The organism is Planococcus sp. NCCP-2050, assembly GCF_023708025.1.
GTDB lineage: Bacteria > Bacillota > Bacilli > Bacillales_A > Planococcaceae > Planococcus.
In genome coordinates this window covers 553,892-569,538 of the sequence record NZ_BRCX01000001.1, presented here as the reverse complement: position 1 = coordinate 569,538, position 15,647 = coordinate 553,892, and the positions used below count along the sequence as shown (strand labels likewise).

General features: G+C 45.1%; 17 protein-coding genes. All 17 read left to right on the top strand.

Annotated elements, in window-relative coordinates:
- The 17 genes from NFU07_RS02915 (at position 1) to dprA (ending at position 15,601) form a co-directional block, all read left to right on the top strand.
- Positions 1-237: an acyl carrier protein gene (locus NFU07_RS02915; RefSeq protein WP_052651208.1), complete on the top strand. Its 237-nt coding sequence runs from the start codon at positions 1-3 to the stop codon at positions 235-237.
- A 198-nt stretch (positions 238-435) separates the two neighbouring features.
- The gene (gene rnc / locus NFU07_RS02910; protein ID WP_251474407.1) at positions 436-1,194 is read left to right on the top strand and encodes a ribonuclease III; all 759 of its coding nucleotides are present in this window, start codon (positions 436-438) and stop codon (positions 1,192-1,194) included.
- Positions 1,194-4,742: a chromosome segregation protein SMC gene (smc, locus tag NFU07_RS02905; RefSeq protein WP_251474404.1), complete on the top strand. Its 3,549-nt coding sequence runs from the start codon at positions 1,194-1,196 to the stop codon at positions 4,740-4,742. The genes rnc and smc overlap by 1 nt, the downstream gene beginning before the upstream one ends.
- Positions 4,743-4,756: 14 nt before the next feature.
- The gene (gene ftsY, locus NFU07_RS02900; RefSeq protein WP_251474402.1) at positions 4,757-5,767 is read left to right on the top strand and encodes a signal recognition particle-docking protein FtsY; all 1,011 of its coding nucleotides are present in this window, start codon (positions 4,757-4,759) and stop codon (positions 5,765-5,767) included.
- A gap of 67 nt (positions 5,768-5,834) precedes the next feature.
- Positions 5,835-6,158 (top strand): putative DNA-binding protein, encoded by a 324-nt coding sequence (locus NFU07_RS02895; RefSeq protein ID WP_251474399.1) that lies wholly within the window; start codon positions 5,835-5,837, stop codon positions 6,156-6,158.
- A 12-nt stretch (positions 6,159-6,170) separates the two neighbouring features.
- Positions 6,171-7,526: a signal recognition particle protein gene (gene ffh, locus NFU07_RS02890; RefSeq protein ID WP_251474396.1), complete on the top strand. Its 1,356-nt coding sequence runs from the start codon at positions 6,171-6,173 to the stop codon at positions 7,524-7,526.
- Between the two features lie 92 nt (positions 7,527-7,618).
- Positions 7,619-7,891 carry a 30S ribosomal protein S16 gene (gene rpsP, locus NFU07_RS02885; protein ID WP_052651220.1) on the top strand — a complete coding sequence of 91 codons (273 nt, stop codon included), beginning with the start codon at positions 7,619-7,621 and terminating at the stop codon, positions 7,889-7,891.
- Positions 7,892-7,904: 13 nt separating this feature from the next.
- Positions 7,905-8,138 carry a KH domain-containing protein gene (locus NFU07_RS02880; protein WP_235196584.1) on the top strand — a complete coding sequence of 78 codons (234 nt, stop codon included), beginning with the start codon at positions 7,905-7,907 and terminating at the stop codon, positions 8,136-8,138.
- A gap of 67 nt (positions 8,139-8,205) precedes the next feature.
- Positions 8,206-8,721 carry a ribosome maturation factor RimM gene (gene rimM / locus NFU07_RS02875; protein ID WP_251474393.1) on the top strand — a complete coding sequence of 172 codons (516 nt, stop codon included), beginning with the start codon at positions 8,206-8,208 and terminating at the stop codon, positions 8,719-8,721.
- A complete protein-coding gene (gene trmD / locus NFU07_RS02870; RefSeq protein WP_251477060.1) occupies positions 8,721-9,446 on the top strand; it encodes a tRNA (guanosine(37)-N1)-methyltransferase TrmD in 726 nt (241 codons plus the stop codon). The genes rimM and trmD overlap by 1 nt, the downstream gene beginning before the upstream one ends.
- A gap of 138 nt (positions 9,447-9,584) precedes the next feature.
- Positions 9,585-9,929 (top strand): 50S ribosomal protein L19, encoded by a 345-nt coding sequence (gene rplS / locus NFU07_RS02865; RefSeq protein WP_204892511.1) that lies wholly within the window; start codon positions 9,585-9,587, stop codon positions 9,927-9,929.
- A 188-nt stretch (positions 9,930-10,117) separates the two neighbouring features.
- Positions 10,118-10,675 carry a signal peptidase I gene (gene lepB, locus NFU07_RS02860; protein ID WP_251474390.1) on the top strand — a complete coding sequence of 186 codons (558 nt, stop codon included), beginning with the start codon at positions 10,118-10,120 and terminating at the stop codon, positions 10,673-10,675.
- A gap of 12 nt (positions 10,676-10,687) precedes the next feature.
- Positions 10,688-11,557, top strand: a complete 870-nt coding sequence (gene ylqF, locus NFU07_RS02855; RefSeq protein WP_235196581.1) for a ribosome biogenesis GTPase YlqF — start codon at positions 10,688-10,690, stop codon at positions 11,555-11,557.
- 93 nt (positions 11,558-11,650) lie between these two features.
- Positions 11,651-12,415 carry a ribonuclease HII gene (locus tag NFU07_RS02850; RefSeq protein ID WP_251474387.1) on the top strand — a complete coding sequence of 255 codons (765 nt, stop codon included), beginning with the start codon at positions 11,651-11,653 and terminating at the stop codon, positions 12,413-12,415.
- A gap of 144 nt (positions 12,416-12,559) precedes the next feature.
- On the top strand, positions 12,560-13,720 hold the full coding sequence (sucC, locus tag NFU07_RS02845) for an ADP-forming succinate--CoA ligase subunit beta (protein ID WP_251474383.1): 1,161 nt from the start codon (positions 12,560-12,562) through the stop codon (positions 13,718-13,720).
- A gap of 17 nt (positions 13,721-13,737) precedes the next feature.
- Complete coding sequence (gene sucD / locus NFU07_RS02840) at positions 13,738-14,640, top strand: succinate--CoA ligase subunit alpha (RefSeq protein WP_052651236.1); 903 nt, start codon at positions 13,738-13,740, stop codon at positions 14,638-14,640.
- Positions 14,641-14,707: 67 nt separating this feature from the next.
- On the top strand, positions 14,708-15,601 hold the full coding sequence (dprA, locus tag NFU07_RS02835) for a DNA-processing protein DprA (protein WP_251474381.1): 894 nt from the start codon (positions 14,708-14,710) through the stop codon (positions 15,599-15,601).
- Positions 15,602-15,647: the final 46 nt, after the last annotated feature.

Sequence of the window (15,647 nt, the reverse complement as noted above, 5' to 3'; positions counted from 1 at the left end):
TTGGCAACAGTACTAGAGAGAGTAACGAAAGTAATCGTGGATCGTCTTGGAGTAGAAGAGAACGAAGTGAAACTTGAAGCTTCATTCACAGGTGACCTAGGAGCGGATTCTTTGGACGTGGTTGAATTGGTTATGGAACTTGAAGACGAATTCGACATGGAAATTTCTGACGAAGACGCAGAAGGCATGTCTACAGTAGGCGACGCAGTAGCTTATATTGAGAAAAAACAAGCATAATATTTTTCAAAATATAGAGGGCTGTTAAATGAGCCGAAATATAAAGCCAATGAGGAAAAGGCCATGCTTTTTCTTCATTGGCTTTTTATTGCTTCCGCTGGCAAAAGAACAGAGGCAGCACAGTTTATACATTTTTTGCACAATGTCTGGAAAAAAGGTAAAATTAAACGAAGAACGTCAAAGGAAGGCAGATAAAAGATGGCAATGAAAAGAAAACCTACCCAGCAGAAAAACGGAACGCTAAAAGAAACGGAGCGAGCCGCATTTAACGAGCTGCAAGAACAACTTAATATCCATTTCAAACAACCTGCATTGCTTTACCAAGCATTCACGCATTCATCTTATGTGAATGAGCATCGGAGAAGATATTATACAGACAATGAACGCCTGGAATTTTTAGGCGATGCTGTCTTGGAATTATCGGTATCCCATTACTTATTTTCAAAATACCCACAAATGAGCGAAGGGGAATTGACCAAATTGCGTGCTGCAATCGTTTGTGAGCCTTCTTTGGTTTTATTCGCTAATGAGTTGAACTTCGGCCAATACATTCTTCTTGGAAAAGGGGAGGAATTGACGGGAGGGCGCACTCGCCCAGCGCTTTTAGCGGATGTCTTTGAATCATTTATCGGAGCTCTTTACTTAGATCAAGGGTTGGAGCCGGTAGTGGCATTTTTGGATATCGTATTATTCCCTAAAGTGGAAACCGGTGCTTTTTCGCATGTGATGGATTATAAAAGCCAATTGCAGGAGTTGGTGCAGCAAAAGAACAATGGTGCATTGAGCTACGAAATCATTGAAGAAAAAGGTCCAGCCCATAGCCGTATTTTCGTGACGCGGGTGTCGCTGGCAGAGAAAGAATTAGGAATCGGAAATGGCCGCTCGAAAAAAGAAGCGGAACAACAAGCAGCTAAACTGGCAATCCAAAAATTGCAGGAAGCAGTGGAGGATCAATAATGTTTTTGAAAAGATTAGAAATTATGGGGTTCAAATCCTTTGCTGATCGCATCGGCATCGATTTTGTTCCAGGTGTGACCGCGGTAGTCGGCCCTAACGGCAGCGGAAAAAGCAATGTGACCGATGCCATCCGTTGGGTGCTCGGCGAACAATCCGCCAAATCATTGCGCGGGGCGAAAATGGAGGATGTCATCTTCGGAGGCAGCGATTCAAGAAAAGCCCTGAATTTTGCAGAAGTTACGTTAATACTTGATAATACGGATGGCCGTGTCCCTCTCGATTACAGTGAAATCAGTGTAACTCGGAGGGTTTTTCGAAGTGGCGAAAGTGCGTATCTGCTCAATAAACAAAATTGCCGCTTAAAAGACATTACGGATTTGTTTATGGATTCCGGCCTTGGAAAAGAGGCTTTTTCAATCATTTCCCAAGGGCGCGTCGATCAAATCTTAAACAGCAAAGCAGAAGAACGCCGCTCGATTTTTGAAGAGGCTGCTGGCGTTTTGAAATACAAGCAGCGCAAACGAAAAGCGGAGCTAAAGCTGAATGAAACCGATGAGAACTTGAATCGTGTGCTCGATATCCTGCATGAGCTGGATAGCCGGATGGAGCCGCTTCAAATACAAGCTTCAACAGCGCGCGATTACCTGGATATGAGTGAGCAGCTGAAAGATGCAGATATTGCGCTATTGGCTTTTGATATTAGCCGCCTTGAAGAGGAAATGGCTTCACTGAAGGAAGATACAAAAAACCATTCAGAAAAAGAACAGCAATTGGGCCTGGAAATTGAAGAAAAAGAACGGGCAGTGAAAAAAATCCGCCGTTCATTAGCCCAATTAGATACCGAAATTGACGCTTCCCAAAACCGCTTAGTGCAAGCGAGCGGCGAAACTGAGAAATGGGAAGGCCGCAAATTATTGATGTCGGAAAAGAAGAACAACGCTCACCGGCAAGCGCAGCAGCTACAAGATTCATTAGCCGCTGAACAAGAAGAGAACGGCCAGCTGCAGCAAAAGCATGGCTCTCAATTGCAGCTATTGGAAGAACGCAAAGCCGAACAGCGAAAAGCCCAAATTGCTATCAAGCAATTGCAAGATCAATTAAACCGGACACCTGGGGATATCGAAGAAGACATTGAATCCCAAAAATCGGTTTATATCGAATTGATGAATGAGCAGGCGACGGTCCGGAACGAATTGAAAAACCTGGAACTTCAGGAATTGCAATTATCGGAATCAAGCAGCCGCATTGCGGTGCAGCAAGCGGACTTTTCAAAAGAACTTGCTAAACTGGAAACAGAGAAGGCCAAAGCAGAAAAGAAACACCAAGAAATCCAAAAGCTTCTGGCTGAAAAACGGGCACTATATAAAACGACAGAAAACACTTTTACGGACCTTAAAGCAGCATATGAAAAGAAGCAATCGATGCTTTTCCAGGCCTATCAGTCCCAAAAGCAATTAGGGGCGCGCATTCAGACTTTGCAGGAATTGGAAGCCGATTTCTCCGGGTTCTTCCAAGGCGTTCGTGAAGTGCTCGTTGCACGCGATAAAGGCCTGCTTGAGGGAATCGTTGGAGCTGTAGCGGAAATTGCACAAGTGGACCAAAGCTACGCAAAAGCGATTGAAACCGCTTTAGGGGCATCGAGCCAACATATCATTACTGAAAATGAACAGCATGCCCGTTCAGCGATCGAATTCCTCCGCAATAAGCGGGCTGGACGTTCGACATTCTTGCCGATGACGGTGATGAAATCCCGCAAAATTGCGGAGTCTTCCATTTCGGCAATCAAGCAGCATCCTTCATTCGTCAACATGGCTTACGAGCTCGTCAGCTATGATCCGCATTATCAAATGATTATTGAAAATCTGCTCGGGAACGTCATTGTGGCAAAAGACTTAAAAGGAGCTTCGGCCATTTCTAAACTGACCATGAGCCGTTACCGTGTCGTCACGCTAGAAGGCGATGTGGTCAATGCCGGCGGTTCGATGACCGGTGGCGCCAATAAAACCGGGGCCTCGTTTTTCACGAGAAAAGCGGAGCTTGAGCAATTGATCCTTCAATCGGCTGAGCTTGCGGAAACCATCATCCAGGCAGAGAAGACGGTGAGCCAAGAGCAGTCACAAGTCCATGAAACGGAGCAGCACTTGAACAACCTTCGTTCTGAAGGTGAAAAATACCGTGATTTAGAAGCGGAGCGCGCAATGACTTTGCGTGAAGTGGAAGCCGTATTGAAATCGACGAAAGACCGTTTCCGTCTATTCCAGGCAGAACAAAGCAATAAAGATTTTGATCTGACTGAAGTAGCGAAGCGAAAAGAAACAGCAGCTGAACGCCTCGGCGAAATCGGGGAAGAACTGGTTTCGGTTTCTTCTCAAATTGATGAATTGTCGTATTTCAAGCAGCAAAACGAATCAGCACGGGATGCTGTGATGGCAAAACTCGCTGACCAAAAATCTTTATACGCAGTCGTCAAAGAACGCGTATCCCAATTAGTCCAAAGTGAAGCGGAGCTTCTTGAGCGTAAATTGAAGAGTGACCGCAAACTGCAGGATCTTCAAAAAGAATTGGATTGGATTCAATCGGAAGAAGCCGCTAAGGTTTATTCGGATGAAGAGATCCTGGCAGAGATTTCAAAATGGTCCCAAAAGAAACAAGTGGAGCAAGCGGCTATCGAGGCTTTGAAAGCGGAACGCCTGGCGAGCCAAACGGAAATGAACGGTCTTGAGGAAAGCTTGAAAGAGCTGCAGCGCCTCTATAAAGGTTTTGTCGAAGCGATCCGCATTTGCGAAGTGAAATCGACACGGATAGACGTTCAAATTCAGACTTTCCTTGCCCAATTGGAAAATGTCTATCAACTGTCACTGGATGAAGCGAAGCAGTTTGATTTGAAAGATGAAGAAGAGAACGTCCGCAAGAAAGTGAAATTGCTGAAGCAATCGATCGAAGAATTAGGGCCGGTTAATATTGGAGCCATTGAAGAATTCGATCACGTATCTGAACGCCACACGTTCTTGACCGACCAGCGAAATGATTTGAACGAAGCGAAAGATACGCTGCGTACAGTGATCGGAGAAATGGATGAAGAAATGACAACCCGTTTCGATGAAACGTTCCATGCAATCCGCAAGCAGTTCCAGCGCGTTTTCAAAGAATTGTTCGGCGGCGGCGCAGCAGATCTTGTTTTGACCGATCCGAGTGATTTGTTGATGACCGGCGTGGACATTATTGCACAGCCCCCTGGCAAAAAACTTCAAAACCTGAATTTATTGTCCGGTGGGGAACGGGCGTTGACGGCCATTGCGCTGTTATTTGCGATATTGAAAGTCCGTCCCGTCCCGTTCTGCGTATTGGATGAAGTGGAAGCGGCGCTTGATGAGTCAAACGTTGTCCGCTACAGCCAGTACTTAAAGAAATTCAGCGAAGACACCCAATTCATCGTCATTACGCACCGCAAAGGGACGATGGAAGGCGCAGATGTGCTATACGGCATCACGATGCAGGAGTCCGGGATTTCCAAACTGGTTTCTGTTAAACTGCAGGAAGAAATTTAAAAAGGAGTGGTTTTGTGAGTTTCTTTAAAAAATTAAAAGATAAATTTGCCGGCAACGCGGAAGCGGAAGAGTCGACAGAGAAATATAAAGAGGGGTTAACAAAAACCCGTACTGGATTTACATCAAAAATCAATGATTTAGTGGCTAGATACCGCAAAGTGGATGAGGATTTCTTCGAGGAATTGGAAGAAATCCTGCTTCAGGCGGATGTCGGTTTTGAAACAGTCATGGAATTGATGGATCAGCTGCGCTTTGAAGTAAAGCGCCAAAATGTAAAGGATACGTCGCGCGTCCAATCGGTCATCTCGGAGAAATTAGTGGAGATCTACCAAGGCGGCGAAGAAGAAATCAATGAACTGAAATTTGCTGATGGCTTAACGGTGATCTTATTCGTCGGCGTAAACGGCGTCGGCAAGACGACCACGATCGGGAAATTGGCCCACCGCCTCAAAAATGAAGGGAAATCCGTGCTGCTTGCAGCCGGGGACACGTTCCGTGCAGGGGCAATTGAACAATTGGATATTTGGGGGCAGCGCGTCGGTGTCGATGTCATCAAACAAAGCGAAGGCTCAGATCCGGCTGCTGTAATGTATGACGCAGTCCGTGCAGCAAAATCGCGCGGTGTCGATGTGCTGATCTGCGATACGGCAGGCCGGCTTCAAAACAAAGTCAATTTGATGAATGAACTGGAAAAAGTCCACCGTGTGATTTCGCGTGAAATCCCGGGAGCGCCGCATGAAGTGCTGCTGGCTCTTGATGCAACGACGGGCCAGAACGCTTTGGTGCAAGCACAGACCTTTAAAGAAGTGACGAACGTAACAGGGATTGTCCTGACAAAACTGGACGGCACTGCAAAAGGCGGCATCGTCTTAGCAATTCGCCAAAAGCTGAACATTCCGGTGAAGTTTGTCGGTCTTGGCGAGCAAATGAATGATTTGCAGCCGTTCGACCCGCAAAAATACGTTTACGGCCTATTTGCAGAAGGGCTTGATAAAGAAGAAGAGATGGAAGAGGCAGACAAGTAAAATTACTTGACGGAATATGGAGTTTTCAGTATTGTTGTCAGTAGAGCAGGTGAGGTGAGCAGCGATGATGGGATTGGAAAAAACGACACGCATGAATTATTTGTTTGATTTCTATCAGGAGTTGCTGACGCCCAAGCAACGGAGCTATATGATGCTCTATTATTTGGACGATCATTCATTAGGGGAAATAGCCGAGGCTTACGACATCACCAGGCAAGCGGTCTATGATAATATCCGCCGGACCGAAGCGATGCTTGAAGAGTACGAAGCGAAGCTGCAATTATTCGGGAAGTTCCAAAAGCGCCAGGAATTGGTTGCGGACTTTGAAAAAGAGCCGATTACAGAAGAGCGTGTCCGGGAATTTCTCAATCAATTAAAAGAGTTGGATTAGGAGGCGGAAATAGTGGCATTTGAAGGCTTAGCTGAACGTCTGCAAGGCACCATCCAAAAGATCAAAGGCAAAGGGAAAGTGTCTGAAGCAGATGTAAAAGAAATGATGCGCGAAGTCCGCTTCGCATTAATCGAAGCGGATGTTAACTTAAAAGTAGTCAAGGAATTCGTGAAGAAAGTCAGTGAACGCGCTGTCGGCCAAGATGTTATGCAAAGTTTAACACCGGGCCAGCAGGTCGTTAAAATCGTTAAAGATGAATTGACGGAATTGATGGGCGGAGAACAAAGCAAGATCGAGTTCTCAACCAAACAGCCGACAGTCATCATGATGGTCGGCCTTCAAGGGGCAGGTAAAACGACGACGACCGGCAAACTTGCAAGCCAATTGCGCAAAAAGAACAACCGCAAGCCCCTATTGGTTGCGGCAGACGTCTATCGTCCAGCGGCGATCCAGCAATTGGAAACGATCGGCAAGCAATTGTCATTGCCGGTATTTTCAAAAGGCACAGATATCTCGCCAGTCGAGATTTCGCGCCAGGCAATTGAATATGCAAAACAAGAGCATTTGGATACGGTCATCATCGATACAGCCGGCCGTCTTCACGTTGATGAAGATTTGATGCAGGAGCTGAAGGATATCCGTGCTTTGAAAGAACCGGATGAAATTTTCTTAGTCGTCGATTCCATGACTGGGCAAGATGCGGTCAATGTGGCGCAGAATTTCAACGATTCAATCGGCATAACCGGAGTCGTGTTGACGAAACTCGACGGCGATACGCGAGGCGGTGCTGCACTTTCCATCCGTTCAGTAACCCAGAAACCGATTAAATTTGTCGGTATGGGCGAAAAAATGGATGCGCTTGAACCGTTCCATCCAGAACGCATGGCTTCCCGTATTTTGGGCATGGGCGATATGCTGTCGTTGATTGAAAAAGCACAGTCGAATATTGATGAAGCGAAAGCGAAGGAAATGGAAGAGAAATTCCGGACGTCTTCATTTACATTCGATGATTTCCTTGATCAATTGACGCAAGTCAAACAGATGGGGCCATTGGATGAAATTCTGAAAATGCTTCCAGGGGCCAATAAGATCAAAGGGCTTGAAAACGCGAAAGTGGATGAAAGCCAAATGGGGCGCGTCGAAGCGATTATCCGTTCGATGACCAAGCAGGAGAAAACTTCCCCTGAAATCATCAATGCTAACCGCCGCAAACGGATTGCCCGGGGATCAGGCACAACGATCCAAGACGTCAACCGCCTTTTGAAGCAATTCGAAGACATGAAAAAGATGATGAAACAGATGTCTGGAATGAATCAAAAAGGCAAAAAGAAGATGTCGATGCCTGGTTTGGATTCACTTTTTAAATAAATTTTCAGGTGTTAAGAAAAAATACTTTACAAACTATTTAAAGCTTGCTAATATAATATCTTGTGTGAAACTATTCGGAGGTGCTTTAAGAAATGGCAGTAAAAATTCGTTTGAAACGTATGGGAGCTAAAAAGTCTCCTTTTTACCGTATCGTAGTTGCTGATTCACGTGCTCCACGTGACGGCCGTCAAATCCAGACAGTAGGTACTTACAACCCGCTAACAGTTCCAGCTGAAGTGAAAATCGACGAAGAATTAGCGTTGAAATGGCTTCATGATGGTGCAAAACCATCTGACACTGTACGCAACTTGTTTTCTCAAAACGGCATTATGGAGAAATTCCATAACGAAAAATTAAGCAAGTAAGGGAGTTTTTCTTATGAAGCAGCTGATTGAAACGATTGTGAAACCGTTGGTTGATCATCCGGATGAAGTTCGAGTTGTAACAGACGAAAACGCAAGCCGTATCGTCTACAAGCTTTCCGTGCATCCAGAAGATACAGGGAAAGTGATCGGTAAACAAGGACGTGTTGCGAAAGCGATTCGTTCAGTGGTCTATTCAGCAGCAGGCAATTACCATAAGAAAAAAACTTACGTCGATATTGTGGATTAACAAAAAGGGAGGAGCCTAGGTTCCTTCCTTTTTTGCAGCCAAAACCGAAGTGGAAGGGTGTTTTAGCGTGAAGTGGTTTAATGTAGGGAAAATCGTCAATACGCATGGCATTCGCGGCGAGGTCCGGGTCATGTCCCGAACTGATTTTCCGGAAGAGCGTTTTGCGGTTGGCACAAAGTTAGGCTTGTTCAAGCCAGACGCCAAAAAACCGATCATGGTGAAGATTGCAAGCCATCGCCAGCATAAGAATTTTGAGCTGGTGACTTTTGAAGGGTATCCAAACATCAATGATGTCCAGGAATTCAAAGAATCCTATTTGCGGATCGCTGAACATGATCTGACGGAATTGGAAGATGACGCCTATTACCATCATGAGATTTTGGAATGCACCGTATTTTCAACTGAAGGCGAAGAAATTGGCACCGTAACAGAAATCCTGGAAACAGGAGCAAACGATGTATGGGAAGTCACGCCGAAAACAGGCAAGAAGCATTACATCCCTTATATCGAAGATGTTGTAAAAGAAATCGATATTGATGAAAAGAAAATCATCATTGAAGTATTGGAAGGCTTGTTATCGTGATGAATATACATGTACTTTCTTTATTTCCGCCGATGTTCGAAGGCGTTTTCCAACAATCTATTTTGAAAAAAGCCCAAGAAAAAAGTGCAGTTTCGCTGGAAATCGTCGATATCCGGGAATTTGCGGACAATAAACGCCAAGTGGATGATTATCCGTTTGGCGGAGGAGCCGGAATGGTGTTGAAGCCGGAGCCGATTTTTAATGCGGTGGAAACCGTAGCAAAAGAACGCAAACCCCGCGTTATTCTCATGTGTCCACAAGGCGAGCGCTTTACGCAGGCAAAAGCGGAAGAGCTTTCGAAAGAAGAGGAATTGATTTTCATCTGCGGCCATTATGAAGGATATGATGAACGGATCCGCGAGCATTTGGTGACGGATGAAATTTCAATCGGCGATTTTGTGCTGACTGGCGGGGAACTGGCAGCAATGACTGTGATCGACAGCGTCGTCAGACTTCTTCCAGGGGTGCTGGGGAACTCGGATTCTCCTGTTAAGGATTCTTTCTCTACCGGGATGCTGGAGCATCCGCAATACACCCGTCCGGCAGAATTCCGGGGCTGGAAGGTGCCGGCAGTTTTAACTTCAGGAAATCATGCGAAAGTGGATGAGTGGAGAGAGCAGCAAAGCTTGCTGCGGACGTTGGAGCGGCGACCGGATTTATTGGAAAAACTTGAATTGACGCCGAAGCAAGAAAAGCTTTTAGAAGCATTGAAAAATAAAAAATGATAAGCAGATTTTCTCTTGCAGAACAAAAGATTTGGTGGTACTATGGAGTCTGTACTTTTATGTGAAGTACAGGATCACGGTGTTCCGCTGCAACAATCAATTGTGTGCAAGAGCATCTGTAGAAGGAGAGAAAAAAACATGCAAAACATTATTGCAGACATTACAAAAGAACAACTTCGTACGGATCTTCCAGATTTCCGTCCGGGAGACACTGTTCGTGTACACGTGAAAGTTGTCGAGGGAACTCGCGAACGTATCCAGGTATACGAAGGAGTCGTAATTGGTCGCCGTGGAGGCGGAATCAGTGAATCATTCACTGTCCGTAAAATCTCTTATGGTGTTGGTGTTGAACGTACATTCCCTGTACACACACCAAAAATTGCACAGCTTGAAGTTACTCGCCGTGGTAAAGTACGTCGTGCGAAATTGTACTACTTGCGCAACCTACGCGGTAAAGCAGCACGCATCAAAGAAATTCGATAAGATTGCACTAATGAAAGAGGGCGAATTCGCCCTCTTTCTTTTTGCTTATTAAAAGAAATTGTTGATCGAGAACTATTGGGGTTGGAGGGCGTCTGCGCGGCTGGCAAGGCGTCTCCGCTTTTCTTTGTCTTTGCTAAAAGTTTATTATCCTTGTACAATTAAAACAGAAAGTTTAGGGAGGAACATGGATGGAACGTGAAGCGAAGAAAAAAAACGAGGTTTGGGAATGGTCTAAAGCTTTACTGATCGCGTTCGGTATTGCTGCAATTATCCGCTTTTTCTTTTTCACCCCGATCGTGGTGGACGGAGAGTCCATGATGCCGACTTTGGAACATGGGGACCGGATGATTGTCAATAAGATCGGATACATTGTCGGAGAGCCAGACAGATTCGACATTATCGTCTTCCATGCACCGGAACAAAAAGACTACATTAAACGGATCATCGGGATGCCGGGCGATCACATCGCTTACGAGGAAGATCAGTTATACATCAACGGAGAAGCAGTCGATGAGCCTTACTTAGATGAGTATAAACAAGGTATTACTGGAACTCTGACAGAAGATTTTACTTTAGAAGAAAAGATTAACCAAAGTACGATCCCGGAAGGTTATGTGTTCGTAATGGGCGATAACCGGAGGGCAAGCAAAGACAGCCGCCATATCGGAATTGTTCCGATTGACGAAGTCATTGGCAGCACGAATCTCGTGTTCTGGCCAGTGGCAGAAGCAGGGGTTATTAATTAAGGAGTGTTTTTAATGACGATACAATGGTTTCCTGGGCATATGGCCAAAGCCAGAAGAGAAGTTACGGAAAAACTGAAATTGGTTGATATCATTTTCGAACTTGTGGATGCCCGGTTGCCTTTATCTTCGCGAAATCCAATGATTGATCAAGTGATTCAGCAAAAACCCCGTTTGATCATATTAAACAAAATGGACATGGCAGATGATGTTGAAACCAAAAAATGGATTCGATATTTTGAAGATCAAGGAACAAGAGCCGTTGCCATCAATTCACTTGAAGGCAAAGGACTGCAATTGGTTACAAAAGCCTCAAAAGAAATTCTTGCGGAAAAATGGGATCGGATGATTGCAAAAGGCATTAAGCCCCGCGCCATCCGCGCCATGATCGTTGGAATTCCGAACGTCGGAAAATCGACGCTTATTAACCGCCTTTCCAAAAAAAGCTTAGCGAAAACCGGCAATATGCCTGGAGTCACAAAAGCGCAGCAATGGATCAAAGTAGGCAAAGAAATCGAATTGCTCGATACCCCGGGGATTCTCTGGCCGAAATTTGAAGATCCGGAAATCGGCTTTAAGCTGGCCGTAACCGGTGCGATTAAAGACTCAGTCATCCAAATGCAGGAATTGGCGATTTATTCATTGAACTTCCTGGAGCAGCGCTACCCGGAACGCCTACTAGAAAGATACGGAATTGAGCAGGTAGATGAAGAGATTGTCGATACTTTTGATAAAATCGGCAAAAAAAGAAGATGCTTAACGAATGATGGTGAAGTGGACTATGAAATGACTGCAGAAATCATCGTCCGCGATATCCGGAATCAGCATCTCGGAAAAATCACTTTCGATTATAAAGACGAAATGATTACAGAAGAGGAAGAATGATTCCAAGCATGAAAGGCTGTTCTCAAGCAATTGGGCACAGCCTTTTCTTTTGCCGTTTAATCGGAAGAAACTAAAAAGAAAAGAGTTGAGAACATGCAGAAAATAAATGACATCAAAGAAAAATTGGCGGCATTGGAAGAATGGGATGCGTGGATGGAAGAACTGGCAAAAGATGAGCGAAAAAGCGTTCAAGTTTTATTGAAAACATGGCAGCGGAAAAAAGAAGCCAAACTGAAGCTGATGCAGAATCATGGAGCAAAATTGAATTTTGATGAATCATTCAAACCGCATCCGGAAGCATTGGTTGCCGGAATTGATGAAGCAGGGCGCGGGCCGCTTGCGGGACCAGTCGTAACAGCGGCTGTCATCTTGCCGGAAGATTGTACAGCTCTCGTCGGGCTTGACGATTCCAAAAAATTATCAAAAGCGAAACGCAATCATTTTGCTGAAATTATTAAAGAGATAGCGGTGAGCTATGCGGTTCATAGCCAATCGCCAGAAGCGATCGACCGCCTGAATATTTATCAGGCGACGAAAGAATCCATGACAGCAGCGGCCCGATCCCTCACTCCGCAGCCGCACATTATTTTAGCGGATGCGATGAAGCTGAATACCATTCAGCCTTGCGAATCCATCATCAAAGGCGATGCGAAAAGTTTGGCGATTGCAGCCGCTTCCATATTGGCAAAAACAGGGCGGGACGCCATCATGGACCAATACGCCAAAGACTATCCTGAGTATGGTTTTGAACATCATGCAGGCTACGGCACAAAAGAGCATTTGGCGGCGCTTGCGGAATATGGCGCAACTCCGATCCACCGCAAAACTTTCGAGCCGATCAAATCAATGCTTCTGTAAGATACACGTTAAAAATAAAGATGGATTTTGAATAGTCTAAGTTTTTAGGGCGATAATCATCAACTGTGGACATTCGATGACAACTTTAATACAATGGTAGAGGCAATAAAATTACGAGACAGATGTTTGATTGGAGGATGACAGATGAATATCCATGAATATCAGGGAAAACAAATCCTAAAGCAATATGGAGTATCAGTTCCTGAAGGCCATGTAGCTTTTTCTCCGGAAGAAGCAGTAAAAGCGGCTAAAGAACTTGGTACAGATGTTGTTGTGGTGAAAGCCCAAATCCACGCAGGTGGCCGCGGTAAAGCCGGCGGAGTTAAACTTGCGAAGAACTTGGATGAAGTGCGTACATATGCGAAGGAACTTCTTGGCAAAGTGTTAGTTACGCATCAAACAGGTCCTGAAGGCAAAGAAGTGAAACGCTTGTACATTGAAGCGGGAAGCGATATCCAAAAAGAATACTACCTTGGTTTAGTACTAGACCGCGAAACTTCTCGCGTAACTCTTATGGGTTCTGAAGAAGGCGGAATGGATATCGAGGAAGTGGCAGCAAATACTCCGGAACGCCTTTTCTATGAAGAAATCGATCCGGTTATAGGACTTACTGGTTTCCAAGCGCGCCGCATGGCATTCAACATGAATATCCCGGCTAAATTGGTGAATAAAGCAGCTAAACTTATGCTTGGTTTGTATCAAGCGTACGTGGATACAGATGCAGCCATCGTTGAAATCAACCCGTTAGTGGTGACTGGAGACGGACAAGTAGTAGCATTGGATGCGAAATTCAACTTTGATGCAAACGCTCTTTACCGTCATCAGAACGTTATGGAAATGCGCGACTACGACGAAGAAGATGCAAAAGAAATTGAAGCTTCTAAGTATGACTTAAGCTACATTTCTTTAGATGGGAACATCGGCTGTATGGTTAACGGCGCCGGACTTGCTATGGCAACAATGGATACGATCAACTACTACGGCGGAACACCCGCTAACTTCCTTGACGTTGGGGGCGGTGCCACTGCTGAGAAAGTAACGGAAGCTTTCAAAATCATTCTTTCAGATCAGAATGTAAAAGGAATTTTCGTTAATATTTTCGGCGGTATCATGAAGTGCGACATCATTGCAGAAGGCGTTATCCAAGCAGCTAAAGAAGTTAGCTTGAATGTACCTTTAGTCGTTCGTCTTGAAGGAACAAACGTAGAATTAGGTAAAAAACTGCTGAACGAATCAGGTCTTGATATTGTCGCAGCCGGCACGATGGCAGAAGGCGCTAAAAAGATCGTAGAACTTGTAGGCTAAGAAGGGCAGGGACAAAAATGAGTGTATATATTAACAAAGACACGAAAGTACTTGTGCAGGGAATTACAGGGTCAACTGCCCTTTTCCACACAAAACAAATGCTTGAATACGGAACGAAAATCGTTGCTGGTGTAACACCAGGCAAAGGCGGAACTGAAGTAGAAGGCGTACCTGTCTTCAACACTGTTCAAGATGCCGTTAAAGCTACTGGCGCAAACGTATCTGTAATTTACGTACCAGCTCCTTTTGCTGCTGATGCGATTCTTGAAGCTGTCGACGCTGACCTTGATATGGCGATCTGCATCACTGAGCACATTCCAGTATTGGATATGGTAAAAGTGAAGCGCTATATGGAAGGCAAGAAGACACGTTTAGTTGGACCGAACTGCCCAGGCGTTATCACGCCTGACGAGTGCAAAATCGGTATCATGCCAGGCTATATCCACAAAAAAGGACATGTCGGCGTAGTTTCACGTTCTGGTACTTTAACGTATGAAGCGACTCACCAATTGTCTGAAGAAGGCATCGGCCAGTCTACTGCTGTCGGAATCGGCGGAGACCCAGTAAACGGCACGAACTTCATCGACGTATTGAAAGCTTTCAACGAAGACGAAGATACGTATGCTGTAGTTATGATCGGTGAAATCGGCGGAACAGCTGAAGAAGAAGCTGCTGCGTGGGTGAAAGCCAACATGACGAAGCCTGTAGTCGGCTTTATCGGCGGACAAACTGCTCCAGAAGGAAAACGTATGGGCCATGCCGGTGCGATCATTTCTGGCGGTAAAGGAACAGCTGCAGACAAGATTAAAGCGATGAACGAAGCTGGAATCGAAGTTGCGGACACTCCATCTGTAATTGGCGAAACTTTGATCAAAGTGATCAAAGAAAAAGGCCTTTACGACAAATGTAAAACTCATTAATAAATAGAATAAGGCGCATCTTTTGGATGCGCCTTATTTTTTTACAAAAAAATAGAGGAGGAAGCAAATGACTGAAGAATTTCTGCAGCGATTCTATGCACTTCATTATGTTTATCCAAAACCATTAAACAAGATTTTGCGCCTAATGGAAGATGATCCAGAACTGTGCCGTTTGAAAAACAGGCCGCTGATTGAATGGTCGGTATTGCTTGGAATTTCGATGACCCAAGCCGCTTCATTGAAAAAAATGTACTCGGATTCTTTGCATATTCCTTTTGATGAACTTTATAAAAAACATAAGATAACCCCCATATCTTATTTCCACTCCCATTACCCCGAAAGTTTGCTGGATTTGATCGACCCGCCAGCCATCCTATATGCAAAAGGCGATGCTTCTCTGCTTTTAGCGCCTTTTAAAATAGCCATAATTGGTTCCAGAAAAGCTACTGGCTACTCGCAGGCAGCCATAAAGACCTTACTCCCGCCCTTGATGGCGAAAAAAACCGTGATCGTTAGCGGACTCGCAGTCGGTGCAGATGCGATGGCCCACCAAGCGGTTATCGACAGCGGAGGCCGGACCATTGCAGTGACCGGCAGCGGCTTTTTGAATCCCTATCCAAAAGAAAATCTGCAGCTCAATAATATAATAGAAGAAACCCATTTAGTGATAACGGAATATCCTCCTTATATGCAGCCGCTAAGATGGAATTTCCCGATGAGAAACCGCATCATTAGCGGGTTGTCAAAAGGGATTATTGTGACGGAAGCGAAAGAGAAGAGCGGAACTATGAGTACGGTAGAACATGCACTGGAGCATGGCAGGGACGTTTTTGCGATTCCAGGCGATATTTACTCGCCTTTATCCGCAGGACCCCATAAACTCATCGCAGAAGGCGCTGTACCGCTATGGAACGGGGTGCGAGTACTGGAAGAATACACCCAACTTACAGAGGATTTATAACTAAGCAAAATGAAAAACCTTGCATTCCGACAAAAACTGTTATACA